The sequence below is a fragment of the Rhizobium sp. G21 genome (assembly GCF_014158035.1).
Classification (GTDB): domain Bacteria; phylum Pseudomonadota; class Alphaproteobacteria; order Rhizobiales; family Rhizobiaceae; genus Rhizobium_E.
The window spans coordinates 3,510,976-3,528,929 of sequence record NZ_JACFXW010000001.1 but is presented as its reverse complement, the minus strand read 5'-3'; the positions used below and the strand labels follow the sequence as shown (position 1 = coordinate 3,528,929).

10 protein-coding genes, 1 tRNA gene and 3 pseudogenes are annotated in these 17,954 nt (G+C 61.7%); 1 reads left to right on the top strand and 13 read right to left on the bottom strand.

Annotation, left to right across the window (positions count from 1 at the left end):
- Nucleotides 1-3: 3 nt before the first annotated feature.
- Genes cas7c through cas3 form a run of 5 tightly spaced genes read right to left on the bottom strand, consistent with a single transcriptional unit; the run spans nt 4 to nt 5,945 of the window.
- Complete coding sequence (gene cas7c, locus H2O14_RS17565) at nt 4-954, bottom strand: type I-C CRISPR-associated protein Cas7/Csd2 (RefSeq protein WP_182828660.1); 951 nt, start codon at nt 952-954, stop codon at nt 4-6.
- On the bottom strand, nt 951-2,732 hold the full coding sequence (gene cas8c, locus H2O14_RS17560) for a type I-C CRISPR-associated protein Cas8c/Csd1 (RefSeq protein WP_182828659.1): 1,782 nt from the start codon (nt 2,730-2,732) through the stop codon (nt 951-953). The genes cas7c and cas8c overlap by 4 nt, the downstream gene beginning before the upstream one ends.
- A complete protein-coding gene (gene cas5c / locus H2O14_RS17555) occupies nt 2,729-3,397 on the bottom strand; it encodes a type I-C CRISPR-associated protein Cas5c (RefSeq protein ID WP_182828658.1) in 669 nt (222 codons plus the stop codon). The genes cas8c and cas5c overlap by 4 nt, the downstream gene beginning before the upstream one ends.
- Nucleotides 3,394-3,747, bottom strand: a complete 354-nt coding sequence (locus H2O14_RS17550) for a GIY-YIG nuclease family protein (protein ID WP_182828657.1) — start codon at nt 3,745-3,747, stop codon at nt 3,394-3,396. The genes cas5c and H2O14_RS17550 overlap by 4 nt, the downstream gene beginning before the upstream one ends.
- Nucleotides 3,744-5,945 (bottom strand): CRISPR-associated helicase Cas3', encoded by a 2,202-nt coding sequence (gene cas3 / locus H2O14_RS17545; protein WP_312858619.1) that lies wholly within the window; start codon nt 5,943-5,945, stop codon nt 3,744-3,746. The genes H2O14_RS17550 and cas3 overlap by 4 nt, the downstream gene beginning before the upstream one ends.
- 885 nt (nt 5,946-6,830) lie before the next feature.
- Between cas3 and H2O14_RS17540 the strand changes: the two genes are divergently transcribed.
- On the top strand, nt 6,831-7,109 hold the full coding sequence (locus H2O14_RS17540; protein ID WP_182828655.1) for a hypothetical protein: 279 nt from the start codon (nt 6,831-6,833) through the stop codon (nt 7,107-7,109).
- Nucleotides 7,110-7,428: 319 nt separating this feature from the next.
- Here H2O14_RS17540 and H2O14_RS17535 read toward each other — a convergent pair.
- From H2O14_RS17535 to H2O14_RS17500, 8 genes and pseudogenes are all read right to left on the bottom strand, one after another.
- A tRNA-Val gene (locus H2O14_RS17535) sits at nt 7,429-7,503 on the bottom strand.
- A 93-nt stretch (nt 7,504-7,596) separates the two neighbouring features.
- A complete protein-coding gene (gene amt / locus H2O14_RS17530) occupies nt 7,597-10,737 on the bottom strand; it encodes an ammonium transporter (RefSeq protein ID WP_182828654.1) in 3,141 nt (1,046 codons plus the stop codon).
- 248 nt (nt 10,738-10,985) lie between these two features.
- Nucleotides 10,986-12,015: pseudogene (locus H2O14_RS17525) on the bottom strand (histone deacetylase family protein).
- Nucleotides 12,016-12,081: 66 nt separating this feature from the next.
- Nucleotides 12,082-13,109 (bottom strand): annotated as a pseudogene (locus tag H2O14_RS17520) (extracellular solute-binding protein).
- 20 nt (nt 13,110-13,129) lie between these two features.
- Nucleotides 13,130-13,934 (bottom strand): annotated as a pseudogene (locus H2O14_RS17515) (ABC transporter permease).
- Nucleotides 13,927-14,847, bottom strand: coding sequence for an ABC transporter permease (locus H2O14_RS17510; protein ID WP_182828653.1), 921 nt, complete (start codon nt 14,845-14,847; stop codon nt 13,927-13,929). Before H2O14_RS17510 ends, H2O14_RS17515 begins: the two are co-directional and overlap by 8 nt.
- Before the next feature lie 4 nt (nt 14,848-14,851).
- Nucleotides 14,852-15,937 carry an ABC transporter ATP-binding protein gene (locus tag H2O14_RS17505; protein WP_182828652.1) on the bottom strand — a complete coding sequence of 362 codons (1,086 nt, stop codon included), beginning with the start codon at nt 15,935-15,937 and terminating at the stop codon, nt 14,852-14,854.
- Nucleotides 15,938-16,184: 247 nt separating this feature from the next.
- The gene (locus H2O14_RS17500; RefSeq protein WP_182828651.1) at nt 16,185-17,852 is read right to left on the bottom strand and encodes an amidohydrolase; all 1,668 of its coding nucleotides are present in this window, start codon (nt 17,850-17,852) and stop codon (nt 16,185-16,187) included.
- Nucleotides 17,853-17,954 lie beyond the last annotated feature (102 nt).

Here is a 17,954-nt window from a genome sequence, read left to right as displayed (position 1 = left end):
GGCTCACAGCTTTTCGAGGATTTCGACGCCGGACGGCAGATTGTCCTGGTCGATGGCGACGATGTAATCGGAGAAAGCGCGCGCCGGCGGCAGATTGTCCAGGCGGCTGTCGATGACGCGGAGCTCGCCGTCGACATTGCGGCCGATCCGGATGCGATCGAACAGGGCATGCGCCGGCGCATTGCCGAGCGCATTGTCATGCTTGAACACGATCAGCTTGCGGGTCGCCATCTCGCCGCGCGCGGCCGAGCGGTCATACTCGAACATGCTGCCCAGCGCTTCGAACAACAGATCGAGATCGGCTTCGGAAAATCCGGTGCGCTCCGCGAACTTCGCCGAAATGAAGCCATGCGCCACATAGAGACCGTAAGGGACGATATGCTTGCGGCCCATGGTGCGATTGTCCGTGCGATCGCTGGAATCGTCGCCTTCCGCCTTCTGCTTCTTTTCCGCCTCGTTGGTGGCGGCCATGCGGGTGATGGAAATTTCCAGCGGCAGGATCGGCTCCACGGAACGGGCGAAGCCGATCTGCACCGGCCCTTTCACCTGGCCGCAATTGACGCCGGTCGACATGACGGCGCCAAAAGTGCGCACGTCGAAGAAGTTGTCGCACATGAAGGCGGTGAGTTTCTTCGCCTCGGCGTCGTCATTCGGGTTCAGCTTGGGGGTCTTGTCGACCTTGGGATCATCCTTGCGGAGCGCCCGATAGGCCTGACGGTGCTTGTCGTTGAGGATCGCGCCCTCCTCGACATAGATGTGAAACCCATCCTGGCCGTGACGGGCGAGATCGACATAATTGCGGATCTTGCGTTTCAGGCTGACATCGGTCACCAGGCCACGATTGGTCTCGGGGTCCAGGCGCGGCAGATTGCCGGCATCGGGATCGCCATTGGGATTGCCGTTCACGACCTCGAAGATCAGCGCGAAATCATAGCGGTTGGTAATGGTGGTCATGCGTCTTGCCCCTCGGATGCGGTTTCGGTTGTCTTCTTGAAAAAATCGCTGCGCTGGTGGTGATAGCCGAGGCCGAAGAAGGCCTGCTCCTGCGCGGTCAGCGACACCGGGAAGGGATCGCGCGCGGGATCGTCCGACGGCGTCATGACATTCATGATCCCCTGCAGCGCCCTTTGCAGGTTTACTTCGCGGCCGGGGCTGGTCTTGCGCACCTTGGCGAGGTGATTGGCCGAGCCGCTTTCCAACACGGCGAAAACTTTGCGCGGCGTCGCGGACGCGGACCCGTAGAACTTGTCCTTGATCGTGGCGTTGACCTTGCCGCCAAGCGCGGCGCGCTGGATCTCCTCGTAGAGTGCGAAGAGCCTGCCCAGAAGGTAGCCCCTGTTGGTGTTGTCCGGGTCGAGCGCCACGGGTGCCTCCATTTTGTAATTGCGGATCAGCATAGCCTTGAGAATGCCCGCCCTCAGCGCATTCACCTCGCCATCGGCGCGGATGCGGGTGAGCACGGATGACATGAGCGTGAGCGGAAAGTCGGCGCCTGCGAGAATGGCGCGCATCCATTCGCCGGCAAGATTGGGGGTGACGTTCTCACGTTTTCCCAGCACCGCCGTTTCCAGAAGATAGCGCCAGAGCGGCGGAACGCCGTCGCGCGGCGGCGGCTCGATATGCATGTCGGACAGATACTTCTGATAGTTGGCCGTGACCTGGCCGAAATCGTCTTCGAAATAGAAGCGTACGGAAAGCCGCGCCGCATTAGGCGCCAGCCCCAGCACGAAAAAGCGCACGCCCCTGGTCAGTTTCGGCTCGATATCGGCAAGCGGCATGCCCTGCCGGATCTGGTCGAGCTTGATGCCGATCTTGCGCGTGGAGGTCTTTTCCTCGGCCCGTTTCTCCTCGTCCGTCAGGGCGCCGTCATCGAAGAACAGACTGAAAATCGCCTCGGATTCCTGCGCGGCCTCGACATCCGCCGCATCCGCCCAGAATACGGTGGAGGCGTCGCCGATCTGGATCCGGTGGCCGCTGTCGCGCTCCAGAAAGCGGTTGAGCGCGGTGGTGTAGGCGAAGGCGGCGGCTTCGGACACGGGCGCGTTGTCGCCCTGTTCGTGACCATAGGAGGTGAAGGCGTCGAGATTGAAGGAGACGAGCGCCGCCCCCGAGGACTGCGCGCCCCAGACGCCCTTGATCGAAGGATGCAGCCGGGCCACGGGACCGGCGGCGCCGGTGACGAGGCAAATCTGCGCATCGGCGCCGCCGGCTCCGGAGAGACCCGCCCACAGCGCCTTGGCCGCTGGACGTTCATGCAGAAAGCCGTGGCTGCGCCGCTCGCTTTCCAGCGCGAAAACCACATTCTGGTCTTTCGCCTCTTCCGGCCAAAGCGGCGGCGCAAATTGCTCCGGCGACCATTTTTGCAGAAACAGCGCCAGCGCCTGCAATCCCGCGTCTTCCGCATCACAGATCCTGTCAAGGTGAAGCTTGACGAAGGCGGCATGCTCTTCTGCGGTGCGCTTGCCCTCGCCGGCGGTCACACCCAGCGCATAGGATGTCTTGTCCCAGAGAAAATTCGGCGCAATGCCCGCTGTTCGCTTCACCGGTTGCGGCACGAGCATGAGGCGCGGCCTTGCCTTCTTGCCCTCACCCTCTCGCCAGTCGATCACCCCTGCGACGGAGCCGTCCTCGTTCAGGGAAATCACGAAGCCGATCTTCTCGGACGAAAAGCCGTAGGGCGGCGCATCCGGCAGACGGTCGTAAGCTTTCGCAAGCGCAGAAAGAACCGTCATCGCAACACCTCCGGGGACGCATAATGCGGCACGCGCACCACGCCCTCCTCCATCTTCGCCCGAAAGAACAGCGACGGGCGACCCTCGGCCTGGTGGTCAATGTCGAACAGCATGTAACCGAGGTCGCGGCTTTCGCCGATTGCGGGCGGCAGTCCGGCTTCCGGCGGGATGAGGTCGAAATGGGCGGCGAATTCACGCGCGCCGAGACAGGGCTGGTGAAAGCACTGGCCGCGGGCGGCGCGGCGGTTGAAGATATCGAGATGCTTGCCCTCGTTGTCCTCCGGCCCGGCCCTGTCGGTCAGTTCGAAATGCGCCTCGATGACATAAGCGGGCCTGACCAGAACCAGCGAGGCGCGCTGCTGGCGATCCTCGTCGACCAAGATGTTCAGGCCTTCGAGATCGCCGCGCTTCATGGCGGATTTGATTTTGCCTGCCGGCGCCTTGTGGCCCACCTCGTTGCGACGGATGGACTGAAAGCGGATCGGCGCCAGCACATGAATGGCGTCCACCACCCAGCGGATGGCCGGCTTCCAATGGATGGCCTCGAGAATGCCGCGCGCCGCCGAGGGCGTCATCACATCATAGGAAACGCGCTCGACCTTCATTTCAGGCCGAGTGAACAGGGCGTAATCGCCCGAGACTTTCAGACGAATTCCGTAGGTCAAGAAATAGCCTCATGAGCGAGAGAGTGAATGTGTTTTGTCGAGGCGCTTTTGAACCGGGGAGCGAGGTTGTAACCGACGGCAGGATCATTGGCCGATAAGGCGAGAATTGCCTGGACCTCGACACGGCGAACTTCCGCGTCAGACGCCGTGTGAGACTCCCAAATAATTTCGCGGGTTACCGTGATATTTCGTCTATCCTCTCTTGTCGGAAAATCGGCTTCAATCGCAGCGCGCGCCAGACGCGAAGGGCTTCCAAAATAATGAATGCGATCTGTTAGATCGCTTCCGACATAGATCTTTCCATTCGGCCAAATGATCTTGTAGACGACCTTGTAGAGGTGGCGCGTCATACTATTCCATCCTCCGCCGCCAGATAGTCCGCGTCTTCCCACATCAGTCCAACGCCTTTCCGATAGAGACTATCCTTCTGCAGGACGGCGAACTGATCTCCGCGCAGTTCCGGCGCAACGAAATCCAGATGCCCGCAGACGCGGAGGCGCTCCCGCGCCTTCGGAGGGACCAGCACGGTGAAAGGTTGCAGCTTGCGGGCCAAAAGCCCGGTCGGCAATTGCTCCAGGCTCAGTTTTTCCACCCACTCCCGCGCCTCGTCTTCGATCGCGACGATCACCGGCTCCAGACCACTCTCGATCATGCGGAAATCCTGGCCGACCTGGCGATAGGCGAAGTCGGATCCCTCGCGCGTGAGACAGAAACGCTCCCAAATGCCTTTCTCGTCCAGCCCCTTGCCGCCCACCCGCCAATAGACTTCCTCGAAATAGTCGCGCATGGCGGCGGGCATGGTCAGGTCATCATGCTTGTCGATGATCCGCTTCATGTCGCCGATCAGACTTTTGATCTCGCGCGGCGGCGCGTAGTCAGGCGGAGTGAACACTATGACAAGACTATCGTCGCGCGCCCGCTTTCCTTCGCGGTTGACCCGCCCCGCCGCCTGAATGATCTGGTCGAGCCCGGCCTCGGCCCGCAGCGCGGCCGGAAAATCGACATCCACGCCCGCCTCGATCAGGCTGGTGGCGATCAGCCGGCAGGGCGCGCCCTGCGCCAGCCGCGCGCGCACGTCCTGCAGCATCCGTCGCCGGTCGGCGGCATATTGGCGGGTCGTCAGATGCATGACGCCATCGAGCCCGGCGGTTTGCGCAAGTTTATAGAGATCCAGCGCATGGCGTCGGCTGTTGACGATCGCCAGCATCTGATCGCACGCGGCCAACCGGTCGATCAGCGCGTCATTATCGAGAGCGCCCGCATGACGAATGCGTGTTCGGCCAAGCTGGCGGGCCAGATCCTCGGGATCGGGCGCCAGTTCACGCTCGGGCGACAGCGGCAGACCGGGGAAATTCTCCCGCGCCCCGAGCGCTGGCTGGGTGGCGGTGCAGAGCACCACGGTGCAGTCGTAACGTTCCGTCAATTCCTCCAGCGCCCGCATGACCGGCAGCAACAGAGGGCGCGGCAGAGTCTGGGCCTCATCGAGCACGATCACGGAACCGGCGATGTTGTGCAGCTTGCGCGCCCGCGACGGGCGGGCGGAAAACAGGCTCTCGAACAATTGCACATTGGTGGTGACGACCACCGGCGCCGCCCAATCCTCCATCGCCAGCTTGAGCTTGTCGCGCTGCTCGCGCGCATCGAACCTTTCCTCGTCGATATCGGAGTGATGCTCCAGCACATGCTCTTCGCCGAGCACAGCGCGGAAAATCGCCGCCGTCTGATCGATGATCGAGGTGAAGGGAATGGCGTATATGATCCGCCTGTGCCCATGCGCCCTGGCGTGATCCAGCGCGAAACCGAGCGAGGCCAGCGTCTTGCCGCCGCCGGTCGGCACTGTCAGGGTGAAGAAGCCGGGCTTCATCGCCGCGCCCGCCCGCACCCGTGTTAGAATTTTTGCCCTGAGGTCATTCAGGGGCCTGGACGCCTCCATCGTCGCAGCACGCCCCACGACGCCCTGCATATGGACCTCGAACCCAGCCAGGAATTCGGGAAGCAGCGCTTGAAGCGTTCGCCATTCGTGGTCGACCGCCCTTTCGCCAGCCGCGACATAGAAATCTTCGGTATCCTTGAAATCGGCGTCGACCAGGCAGGAAAACACCATGCGCCCGAGAAACGCGAGGGCGAAGGCGCGCCGGCTGGCGTCCACCGAGACAAACTTTGCCAACTCGCTTCCCAGGCCCGTGACACAGTCCACGGCATAGGCGGCGAGCTCATCGCGCCAGGCCGGGGCGATCCGCAAGGCGCGCTTCATGCGAACGTCGACACACCCCTCCGTGGTGTTCTCGCGATCCGGCAGACCGGCATGGTGTCCGAGGATGGCATAGGCCAGGATGTCCGCCGCCGCCCGGTCGGCTCCCTCGGCTATCTCCTCCATCACCTGCGCGCCGGCTGTCGAATGATCCACCGAGCGGCCATCGCCGGCGATATAAGCCTGAAAAGCGGGATCATATTTGCCGACATCGTGGAAAAGACCTGCAGCGAAGCCGAGCCCGCCGATCCCGAGCGGCGCGCCGAATCTCTCCGCGAGAATGGCAACGGCCGTCAAATGATCGGCCAGACCCTGCCAATCTTGGGGCGGGCGATCTTTCAGGCTGTGGGCGAAATACTGCATTATCTCCCCTCCTCGCGGCCGCAGGTGCAGGTGCAGGTGCAGGTGCAGGTGCAGGTGCAGGTGCAGGTGCAGGAAACACTAATATAGCTCCGCTTTCGCAACACCAATTAAGTGATAATCACCAATCAATACTACCGTAAAGATATATACCGTGCTGCATCGCACAATACTTCAAAACACTTTTGAATTTCGTCAACTCCGGTCGCACCGGCTATTGTACAAGTCGTTCAAGCGCTACGGCATGACTTAAATCGTATTCGCCACCTTCCAATAGAAATACACCATTGCGAAACCTGCCGACCGTCGAGTTTCGGCCGCGGCATATGCCACGCCAGCGATGGCAGCTGTGGCTCATCTGGTCTCAGCGGAGATTGAGATGGCTTGAGCGACATCAAGCATCCGAGTCAACGAAATGTAGTGCAGCCGCCCCCGGGCGCATTAGAATATAGGTTGCATACAGGAAAAATAGCCGTCTTTTAAGCTGCAGGAATATTTGCACGATCCCCTGCAAAAGCCGGGAGATGGGGCTGGGCGCGCCTTAGGCTCTGCAGTTCCTGCCGCTCGCTTTCCTTTGATCCTGTCCAGGACGGACCAATAAGTGCCGTCCTCGTCGTTGACATAGACAATAAGCGATCGCGACGTATGGCACAGGAAGCCTTCGAGCCATTCAGTACGTCTATCTCGATAGGCAGAGAGCGAATGGCGGGAGTGTGACGAGCACCCCGCCAGTTCGGCCATCCCACACGCCGTCGTGATCCCATTGACGATGGATTTGGGCGTCATTGCCTGAGGTCCTGTGGCAATCGAAACAAACGGGTCATGGCGACCTTCCGCATAGCTGCGCTCACTGACGACTACGCCGCCTTGCCTCGCGTTTCGACACCGCAATTTCACCAGAACTTTCTAGAGTTCAGCGTGAATTGGCAGCCGCCGAGCCAAACAGAATTTGGTGATCGTGCCTGGCAAGCTCATGACATTCGAGATCTGGCCGCCTGCGTCGGTGACCATCGCCCAATCGAGATAGGCAATCTCGGAGGCTCTGAGCCCGGCCCTGACACTCAGCCGAACAATCGCAGCGTTTCGCAGCGGATGCCGTGACGACCTTGCGACTTTCATAGGCGTGCAACACAGGCCTCCGATAGGATTTCGCCTGACCAGGCAGCTTATCCTCCAATCACTTCCCTGATTGAATGACGACGAAAAAAGAAAACAAGGCCATAAATCAATATTTTCAATAGTTTAATGAGTTTTCGATCCGCGATCGGGACGACCCGGCCGGGAAAGCGTCCCATGGTCGATTTGGCATATCCCGGAAATTCCCGCCCGTCTGATTACGGGGTGCTTACTGGCAAAAATCCGCGCGGAATTCGCCACGCCAAGATACACCGTTAGACATTTGAATTCGTTAGGAGAAGGATGGTGGGCGTGACAGGGATCGAACCTGTGACCCCTTCGGTGTGAACGAAGTGCTCTCCCGCTGAGCTACACGCCCATCCTGTCGAAAAACCAGCCGGAGCAGGCTTCCCGTTTGCGGTGCGCAGCCTCTAACAGCTTTGCGGGGACAATGCAAGCGGCGGCGTTGTTATCATGCGGTTTTCTGGAGCGGGATCTCGGAACCCGCGAGTTTCAGCCGGTCGGCGGCGTCCTTGAGATCCTGAGTGAAGGTCGAGGCGGCGCTGGCGGCGGACAGAATAACCTCTGCGACCGCCGCATCCACGTCGCGCGCGCGCGATTCGACGGCAACCGGCTTGCCGAGCAGATAGCCTTGCAATTCGTGGCAGCCGATCTGCGTCAGGAAGCGCGCCGCCTCGATGGTTTCGACGCCTTCGGCCACCAGCGTCATCCCCAATCCGCGGCCCAGTTCGGCGATGGTGCGGATGATGACGCCGGAGCTCTCGGCTTCGTCGAGATTGGCGACGAAGCTGCGGTCGATCTTGATCGTGTCGAACGGAAAGCGGCTGAGATAGGACAGAGAGGAGTAGCCGGTGCCGAAATCGTCGAGCGCGATTTCGAAGCCCTTGCGCTTGAGATCCTGAAGAATGGCGAGCGCGCGGGCGTCGTCGTCGATCAGAACGCTTTCGGTGATCTCGAGTTCGAGACGGTCGGTCGATATTCCCGCTTTGCCGACGATCCCGACGAGCGAATCGACGAAGCCGGGCTGGCGGAACTGCAAGGGCGACACGTTGATGCTGAGTTTGCCGTCGGGAATCTGCTCGGCGAGGATCCGACACGCTTCCGAGACGACCCACAAACCGATCGGCACGATGTGTCCCGACGCTTCGGCCACCGGAATGAAATCGGCCGGGCTGATCATCTGGCCGTCGCCGTCGCGCCAGCGCAACAGCGCTTCATAGCCGGAGATCGAGGCGGAGGCGGTGTCGACCCGCGGCTGGAGGTAGAGTTCGAATTCCTCCCGCTCCAGCGCCTGGGCGAGCTTGGCTTCGAGTTCACGGCGCTTCTCGGTCAGTTCGTTCATGCCGGGTCGGAAAATCGTCCAGCGATTGCGGCCGGCGTTCTTGGATTCGTAGAGCGCGATATCGGCCAGCGCGATCAGGTCGTCGGGCGTTTCGGCGTGATCCGGGCAGCGCGCCATGCCGATGCTGACGCTGACCGGACACATCGCGCCGCCGCCGATATCGACCGGTGTGCGGAAGGCGCGGATCAGCCGCAGGCCGAGATCTGTGAGCTGGTTCTCGAAGGCGGTGTTGACCACGATGACGGCGAATTCGTCGCCGCCGAGCCGCGCCACTGTGGTGTTGGGGCCGGAAATGTCGGACAGACGCCGGGCCACTTCGCAGATCACCTTGTCGCCGGCTTGGTGGCCGTAGACATCGTTGATGTCCTTGAAATGATCGATGTCGACCAGCGCGAGAGCATGGGAGGCTCCATGCGTCGTGGATGTCGTGCGCCGCGCCAGTTCCTCGTTGAACAGCACGCGGTTCGGCAGGCCCGTCAACGGGTCGTGCTGGGCCATGTAGCGAATGCGTTGCTCCGCGGCCTTGCGTTCCCTGAGATCGATGATGCAGACCACCCGCGCCTGCTGGGCGCGATAATGGATGTCGCGGCTGCGGACTTCGATGGGGATATGTTCGTTGTCGGCGCTGACCATCACGGTCTCGAATGTCTGCTCGCCCTGCGCGCCGAGCCGCGACTTTAGTCTTTCGGCTTCTTCCGGCGTGACGAAATCCAACAGGCCGCGACCGATGACCTCGTGGCGCTGCCCGCCGAAAAGCTTGCTGAACTGGTCGTTGGCGTCGACGATCGTGCCGCCGATATGGACGAGGATGGCTTCGAGCGCAGCATTGGCGAGCGCGGCGACGCGGTCGGCCTCCTGAAGGTCGCGCTTGGCGTGCTCGACGTCGAGGCGCTCCTTTTCGCGTTCTTCCAGAGTGTCCATCAGGCGGTTGAACAGGCCGGTCAGCGTTTCCGCCTCGCCGCCATTGTCGTCCGGCAGCCGATGTTTGAGATTGCCGGAGCCGCCGAGCAGATCCGACAACGCCGTCTCGACATGGCCGACGCCCAGACGGGTGTCGTGCTCTGCGACGTTGAGGCCGATATCCTCGGCTTGCGCGCTGACCCGGATCGGCGAGACCTTGTCGAGCAGCCAGAAGAATGCGTAGCCCACCGAAAAAGCCCAGAGGAAATTGACGACGGAGCCGAGCAATTGGATTTCGAACTGCGCCCAACGGCCGCCGTTCGGCAGATTGTCGACGGGCGCGAGAAAAGCCAGCATCAGCGTGCCGATGACGCCGGCGACGGCATGGACGCCGACCGCTCCCACCGCGTCGTCGATCCTGAAATAGCGCTCGATCGCATGCGTGCTCCAGACGGCCGCCGCAGAACCGACGGCGCCGATGGCCATGGCCCCTGCCGGCGTCAGAATGTGGCAGCCGGCTGTGACCGCGACTAGGCCGCCCAGCATGCCGGTGAAGGATTTTTCCGGCAGGATGACGCCGTTGCGAAGCCCCATGACATAGCCGATCGAAGCCCCCATGCCGCCGGCGAGCACGGTGTTGAGAACAATGATCGGCACATCGGCGCTCATGCGCATCGCCGAACCGCCGTTGAAGCCGAGCCAGCCGAAAAACAGCAGGAATGCGCCCGTGGTCGACAGAACGGGACTGTGCCCGGATATCCGGGTGATCGAACCGTCCTCGCGGAATCGGTTGCGCCGCGCGCCGATCACCAGACAGGCGGCCAGCGACACCCAGCCGCCGGTGGCGTGCACGACGGTGGAGCCGGCGAAATCGACGAAGCCGAGATTGGACAGGAAGGCGCCGGACGACGGCCCGAGCGCGCCGCCCCAGGCCCAATGCACGAAGACCGGATAGATGAGCGCCGACATGACGATCGAGCCGGCGACATAGGCCGAGAGCTTCATCCGTTCTGCAACCGCGCCCGACACGATCGTGGCCGCCGTCCCGCAGAACATGACCTGGAAGACGAAGAAGCCGGCTTCCCAAGGCTCGAGGTCGTTCAACATGAAGAAATCGTGGCTGATGCCGATGAACATGCCGGCGGACGGCGCAAAGGCGATCATGAACCCGACGGAGGCGAAAGCGACGATGCCGAAGACGAAGTCGAGCAGGTTCTTCTGGGCGACGTTGATCGAATTCTTCGATCGAACCATGCCGGCTTCCAACAGCAGGAAGCCGACCTGCATCATCATCACCAGGGACGACGCCGTCATCAGCCAGGTCAGGTCGATCTGCGCCTTGTAGGACATGTCGTCCTCGGCCGCCACGGCGACGACAGGCGCGCCGCACAGAACAATCGCGGTTAGGGCAATGGACGACAAACGACGAAAAACAGAGCTCTAAACATGGGCAATCCCGGAAAAGTCCGGCAAAAACTATCCCCACGACATTAAATTATCGTTTCATTTTGAAACGAATCAGGATTATCCCGCTGATAGTCCTACGTAATTTAGAATATCGAGAAGTAAGGAGGCCGGCCGAAGCCGGCCAGCCGCTCTCATGCGCCCTCATAGCCCTGCAGGACGCCCACGGCGTTGACGCCGATATCGGCGACCGCATAGCCGCCTTCCTGCACGAACAGCGTCGGCAGACCGAGCTTGGCGATGCGCGCGCCGATCTTCGGGAAGTCCTCCGTCTTCAGCTTGAACTTGCTGATCGGATCCTTCTCGAATGTGTCGACGCCGAGCGAGACGACGACGACGTCGGGCGCGTAGTCGACGAGCTTGCGGCAGCCGTCTTCCAGCGCCTCGTTCCAGGTCTCGAACGTCGCGCCCCAGCGCAGCGGATAATTGAGGTTGAAGCCTTCGCCCTCGCCTTCGCCGATCTCGTCCTTGTGGCCGAGGAAATAGGGATATTCCTGCATCGGGTCGGCATGGAGATTGATCACCTGCACGTCCTTGCGGCGGTAGAAGATCTCCTGCGTGCCGTTGCCGTGGTGATAGTCGACATCGAGGATCGCCACGCGCGATGCGCCTTGATCGAGGAACCATTGCGCGGCGACCGCGGCGTTGTTGATGAAGCAATAGCCGCCCATGAAGCCGGCCCCGGCATGGTGCCCCGGGGACGGCACAGCGCATAGGCGGCCTTCTCGCCGCCCTTGACGAGCGCGGCCGACGTCAGCGCCACGTCATGCGAGGACTTGATCGCGTCCCACGAGCCTTCGACCATGCCGATGCCGGCGTCGAAGGAATAGTAGCCGAGCGCGCCGTCGATGAAGTCGGGAACGACGTCACCGCGGAGCCCGCGCGTCGGCCAGGTGAAGGGCAGCGCGGTGCCGTCGCGGCCGGCTTCTTTCCAGCGCGGATAGACCGTCGGCAGGAAATCGAGGAAATCCTTGCGGTGTACGCGGGCGGCGGTGTCGAGCGTGTAGTCGTCGGGACCGAGGATCGGGCCGAGACCAACCTCGATGATCCGGTCATGGATGAAATGCGCCCGCGAGGGCATCTCATAGGCGGGAACGATGGCCCCCGCGACGAGCTCGAGATTGTTGGCGTGGCCCAGATGGCGGGGGAAAAGATCGTTTTCATGGCGGAATTCCGGTGAATGAAAAACCCGCCGCGATGAGCTCGCGGCGGGAGACGAAGACGAAGACCTTACTTCTGCAGTTCGGTCCAGATCTTGGTGTAGAGATCCTGGGTCGCCGGATCGCAGAGCTTCATGAACTCGGCCTTGGCCTTGACCTCTTCCGGCGGATTGAGTTCGGGCGCGCCCTTCATGTCCTCGGGCATGAACTTGTCGGAGCCCGAAATGCCGTTGGAGTAGCGCGCAAAGGCCGAGATCATCGCGGCGTTTTCCGGGTCCATGATGAAGTTCTGGAACAACTTGGCGTTTTCGACATTCTTGGCTTCCTTCAGCACGACCACGTTGTCGGACCAGAAGGTGATGCCTTCCTTCGGATAGAAATAGTGGATGTTCGGCTTGGCGAGCCGCTGGCGCAGCGCCGATCCGTTCCAGTCCGACGTCGCGGCGAAATCGCCGGCCGTCATCTTTTCGATGGTGTTGTACTCCATCGCCACCCAGTTGGGCTTGGCCTTGACCAGCGTGTCGCGGGCTTTTTCAGGATCGCCTTGTCGGTCTCGCACAGCTTGCCGCCATTATAGGCGATCGCCGCATACAGGACGTCCGACATCTCAGGCACGATGTTGATCTTGCCCTTCAGCTCTTCCGGCGGATCGAACAGGATGCCCCAGCTGTCTGCCGGGCCCTTGTAGACATCGGTGTTGACGACCACGCCGACCGAACCCCACTGCCACGGAACCGAATATTTGCGGCCCGGATCGAATTCGGGATTGGCCCATTCCGGAGCGATGTTCTTGGCGTTCTCCATCTTGCCGGGGTCGGTCTCCTGGATCAGGCCCTCCTTGATCCAGATCGACAGATGGCTCTGGCTCGGCACGGCGATGTCGAAGCCGGTGCCGCCCTGACGCACCTTGGCGAGCGCGGTGTCGTTGGAGTCGTAGTCGGTGATCGTGACCTTGACGTTGTATTTCTGCTCGAATTTCTTGATCATCTCGGGGCTGGTGTAATTGCCCCAGTTGTAGATGTGCAATTCCCCATCGGCATGAGCAAAACTGGCCGACGCCATCAGCATGGCGAAGCCCGCCAGCATTTTCCGTCCCATTGTCATTTTGGTTCCCTTTCTTATGAACTTCGTTTTCGGTTGATGAAGAAGAAGATGGTCACCGCCAGCAAGGAGAGCAGCAGGAACATCGTGGAAATGGCGTTGACTTCAGGCGTCGTGCCGCGGCGGATCTGGCCGAGCATATAGGTCGGCAACGTGTCCTGCCCGCCGGATTTGACGAATTCGGTAATCACGACGTCATCGAGCGAGATCACGAAGGCCAGCATGAATCCGGCGATGATGCCGGGCCAGAGCAGCGGCAGCGTGATGTAGCGAAAGGCCTTCACGGGCGTGGCGTAGAGATCCCCGCCGCCCTCTCCAGCGTGGTGTCCATGCTTTCGAGGCGGGCCCGGACGGGCAGATAGGCGAAGGGCACGCAGAAGGCCGTGTGCGCGGCGATCAGGTAGCCCATGCCCGAATAGCCGGTCCACATCTTGAGCCGCGAGAAGAAGATCAGCAGCGCCACGGCGGTGACGATTTCCGGCACCATCAGCGGCAGATTGAGGAAGGCGTATTTCGCGGTCATGCCGCGATAGGGCGCGGTGCGCGTCATCGCCACCGCGGCGAGCGTCGCCACCACGGTCGCGATCAAGGCCGCCACGGTCGCGATCTGGAACGAGCGGCCCGCAGCCTCGATCACCCGCACATTGCCCAGCGCCGAGCGATACCAGTCCAGCGAAAAACCGCCCCATTCGGAAATGCTCTCCCCGCATTGAAGGAAAACACCACCAGCACCGCAATCGGCACATAAAGCGCGACGAAGGAGAACAAAGCGATGGTGGTGAAGCCGCGCTGGCGACGGACGTCGAATATGCGGTTAGCCATGGCTCTTCTCCATCGAGCCGGAATTGCGGACATAGGCGATCAGCGCCACCATCACCAGCGCCATCATCACGATTGACAGCGCCGCGCCGAGCGGCCAGTTGCGCCCCTGTCCGAACTGCAGTTCGATCAGGTTGCCGAGCATCAGATTCTTGCCGCCGCCGAGGATCGAAGGCGTCACATAGGCGCCGAGCGAGGGGATGAAGACCAAGATGGAGCCGGCGATCATGCCCGGCTTGACCAGCGGAATGACGATGCGACGGAGCACCTGGAACGGCGTGGCGTAGAGATCATAGCCGGCCTCGACCAACCTGAAATCGAGCTTCTCCATGCTGGCGTAGAGCGGCAGCACCATGAGCGGCAGATAGACATAGACCATGCCGGCCAAGATCGCGCCATCGGTGAACAGCATCTGGATCGGCGCATCGATCACGCCCAGCTTCATCAATAGCGTGTTGATCAGGCCCTGATTGCGGATCACCTCCAGCATCGCGAAGGTGCGGATGAGAAGATTGGTCCAGAAGGGGATGGTGATCGCGAACACCCAGAGATCGCGGCTGCCCGCCGGCCGCGTGGCGATGAAATAGGCTGTCGGGAAACCGAGAAACAAAGTCAGCAGCGTCGTCAGCACCGAGAGTTGCACCGAACGCAAGAATATCGAGACATGCGCATCGGCGATGGTCAGCGTATCGTCGAAAATATCCCGCTGCAGCACGACGCCGACCCAGGATTCCGTAGAGAATGTCCAATTGACATCGCCATATTCACCCGGCGTCAGAAATGAGTAGACGAGCACGATCAACAGCGGGCCGGTGGCTGCGAACAGGATGATCAGCAGCGCCGGCAGCGACAAAAGCCAGCGATTGCGAACATCCCGTCTTTGCTGCGCCTCGATGAGAGCCTCGTGACGCGCCATGATCTCAACCCCTCAAAACACGGATGGCGGCGTCGGGGAAAGCAACGCCGAGGGTCTGTCCTTCCCCGATCGCGCTTTCCTCGCCCGGCCGGTTCTGCTGGCGCACGGTGAAGGTGGAGCCGTCGGAAAGACGAAGGTTGAAATAGGTGTCGGTGCCGAAATAGACGATCGACGCGACCTCGCCGGACAGCGCGCCGCCCTCGCGGGTTAGCCGGCTATGCTCGGGACGGATCATCACCGTCACTTCGTCGCCGGCCGAGGCGCCGTCGGGAAGGGGACCGGTGAGCGAGACGCCGCAGGCGAGGTCGACTTTCGCCGCGCCGGCCTCGATCGCGCCGATCCTGCCCTTGAGGAAATTCGTCTCGCCGATGAAGTCGGCCACGAAGCGATCGGCGGGCCGATCGTAAATGTCGCGGGGCGCGCCGACCTGCAGGATGCGGCCGGCCGACATCACCGCGATCCGGTCCGACATGGTCAGCGCTTCTTCCTGGTCATGCGTGACGAAAATGAAGGTGATGCCGGTTTCGGCCTGCAGCCGCTTGAGCTCCACCTGCATTTCCTTGCGAAGCTTGTAGTCCAGCGCCGAGAGCGGCTCGTCGAGCAGCAGCACCTTGGGCGCCGGCGCGAGCGCTCGGGCAAGCGCCACACGCTGCTGTTGACCGCCGGACAACTGGCTGGTGGCGCGTCCCGCGAGATGCTCCATCCGCACGAGCTTCAGCATCTCGGCGACGCGCGCCTGGATCTCCGTCTTGGGTCTACCGAGCATCTTCAGGCCGAAGCCGATATTGTCGGCCACCGACATATGCGGGAAAAGCGCATAATTTTGGAAAACCGTGTTGATCGGGCGCTTGAACGGCGGCATTTCGGCGATGTTCTCGCCGTAGAGGATCAGGTCGCCTTCCTGCGGAAATTCGAAACCGGCGATCATCCGGAGCAGCGTGGTCTTGCCGCAGCCGGAGGGGCCAAGAAGCGTAAAAAATTCGTTTTGCCGGATCGAGAGATTGGCTTCTCGCACGGCCGCCACGCGGTAGTCGCCATGGCCGTAATATTTGGTCACGCCGCGAATGTCGATCGCGTTGGTGTCACTCATTCTGACTCACATCCCAGGTTTCGGTGCGCATCGTCATGATGCTCTCCGCCCATGCCTCGAGCCTCGTCGAAGAGGCGTCGGCATGTAGATGTTCCCCGGATCGCTTTGTTTTTTCTCAATTTTTGAAATGCTGATTTCAGCGACCGCCCGATTAACTGACCACAGCGAAACGAAATTGACAACTCTGTTTTCGGCGTCCCGGACCTAAAATTTTTTAGCCTGAGACGCCGAACGGTTTGCGGTGGCGTCAGGCCTCGTAGGTCACGCGGCCGCCGCAGACGACCAGCGACGGCGTAACGCCATGGATAGCCTCGGGATCTCGCGCCTCCAGATCGGCGTCGAGCAGTGTGAGATCGGCGAAATAGCCCGGCTTGATCATACCTTTGCGATCCTCGCTGAATTCCGCATAGGCGCCTTCGGCGGTATAGGCGGCCAGCGCCTCCTCGAGCGTGAAGCGCTGGTCGGGATCGCCGTCCTGCCATGTCTTGCGCGTCAGCGCCGCCTGGACCGAATACATCGGATCGATCGGCGACACCGGCCAATCCGAGGCGAAGGGGATATGGGCGCCCGCGTCCTTGATCGTCCGCCAGGCGTAGGAATAGCGCCAACGGTCCCGGCCGATCATCGAAATCGTCGGCTCGAGCGACAGCGACATCACGCCGGGCGCATGCGCCGGCTGCATGGAGGCGATGACGCCCAGTTCCTTGAACCTGTCGATGTCGTCGGGATGGATCACTTCGATATGCTCGATGCGGTGGCGACTGTCGCGGGGACCATTGGCCTCCCGCGCCGCCTGATAGGCGTCGAGCACCGCGCGCACGGCGCCGTCGCCGATGGCGTGCACGGCGATCTGCAGGCCCCGTCGATCGGCCTCGATCACCACGTCGCGGAACTGCTCGGGCTCGAACAGGCTCTCGCCATAGCCGTCGGGCTTGTCGGCGTAGGGCTCGATCATCACCGCCGTCCAGCTGTCAATGACCCCGTCATGGAACAGCTTGACCGTGCCGGAGGACAGGAAATCGGAGTTATAGGCTTGCGCCATCGCCGACGCCTTTTCGAGCATCGGCAGGTCCATGAAGCTCTTGTAGTGGAAGGGAATGCGCACGCGCAGCGGCAGGAAGCCGTCGCGCTTCTCGATCTCGGCCAGCAGTTGCAACTGGTAGAGATTGCCGTCCATGCATTGCAGCGAGGTGAAGCCGTGGCGGGCGCAGTAGTCGAGCCCACGCCGCATCACGACGATGTCCGTTTCGAACTCGTCTTCTTCAGGATACGGATCGGGCTCGCCGCCGGTGGCGAGACCCAGCCGGTAGCGCTCGAAGCCCGACGCGCGCAGGAGCGGTCCAAAGGCTTCCATCTCCCGCAATTCGCCGGTCGCAAGCCCGTCCTCGCCCATCACCACTTCATTGCCCGGACGAACCTTGAGACCATGCAGCAAGCCGCCGAATTCCAGCGCCTTGGTGTTGGCCCAGACAGTGTGATGATCATGGGCGAAGACGGCAAAGGGACGATCCGGAAAGATCCGGTCGAGGTGATGCCGCGTCATGCGCTCGTCGCCGAGAATGGTGTAATTGGCGCCCTGGCCATAGAGCACCGCCTCGTCGGGCATGGCGGCGCCATAAGCGAGCGCCTTTTCCTTGAGCGCCTCGAAGCCCTCGACGCCGACGAGCTGCAGATGGTCGAGTTCCGCCGCGCCCGAGAACAGATGCAGGTGATTTTCCGACAGACCCGGCGTCAGCGTGTTGCCGCCGGCGTCGATGACACGGGCGCTCTCATCCGCCAGAGCCCGCATCTCGGCGTTCGACCCGACGCCGGCGATCTTGCCGTCGGCGACATAGACCGCTTCCGCGCGCGGATTGGCCGGATCCATGGTCAGGACGGACGCGTTTTCGATCAGGATGGGGGTGATGCCGGACATGAGCGACTCCGAAGGCTGGCTGTATCGGGTTAGGCTTAGCAGATCTCCGCCAAAACCATAGACGCGCGCGGGAAGCGCGCGCCTGAAAAAGATCGGGGCTCA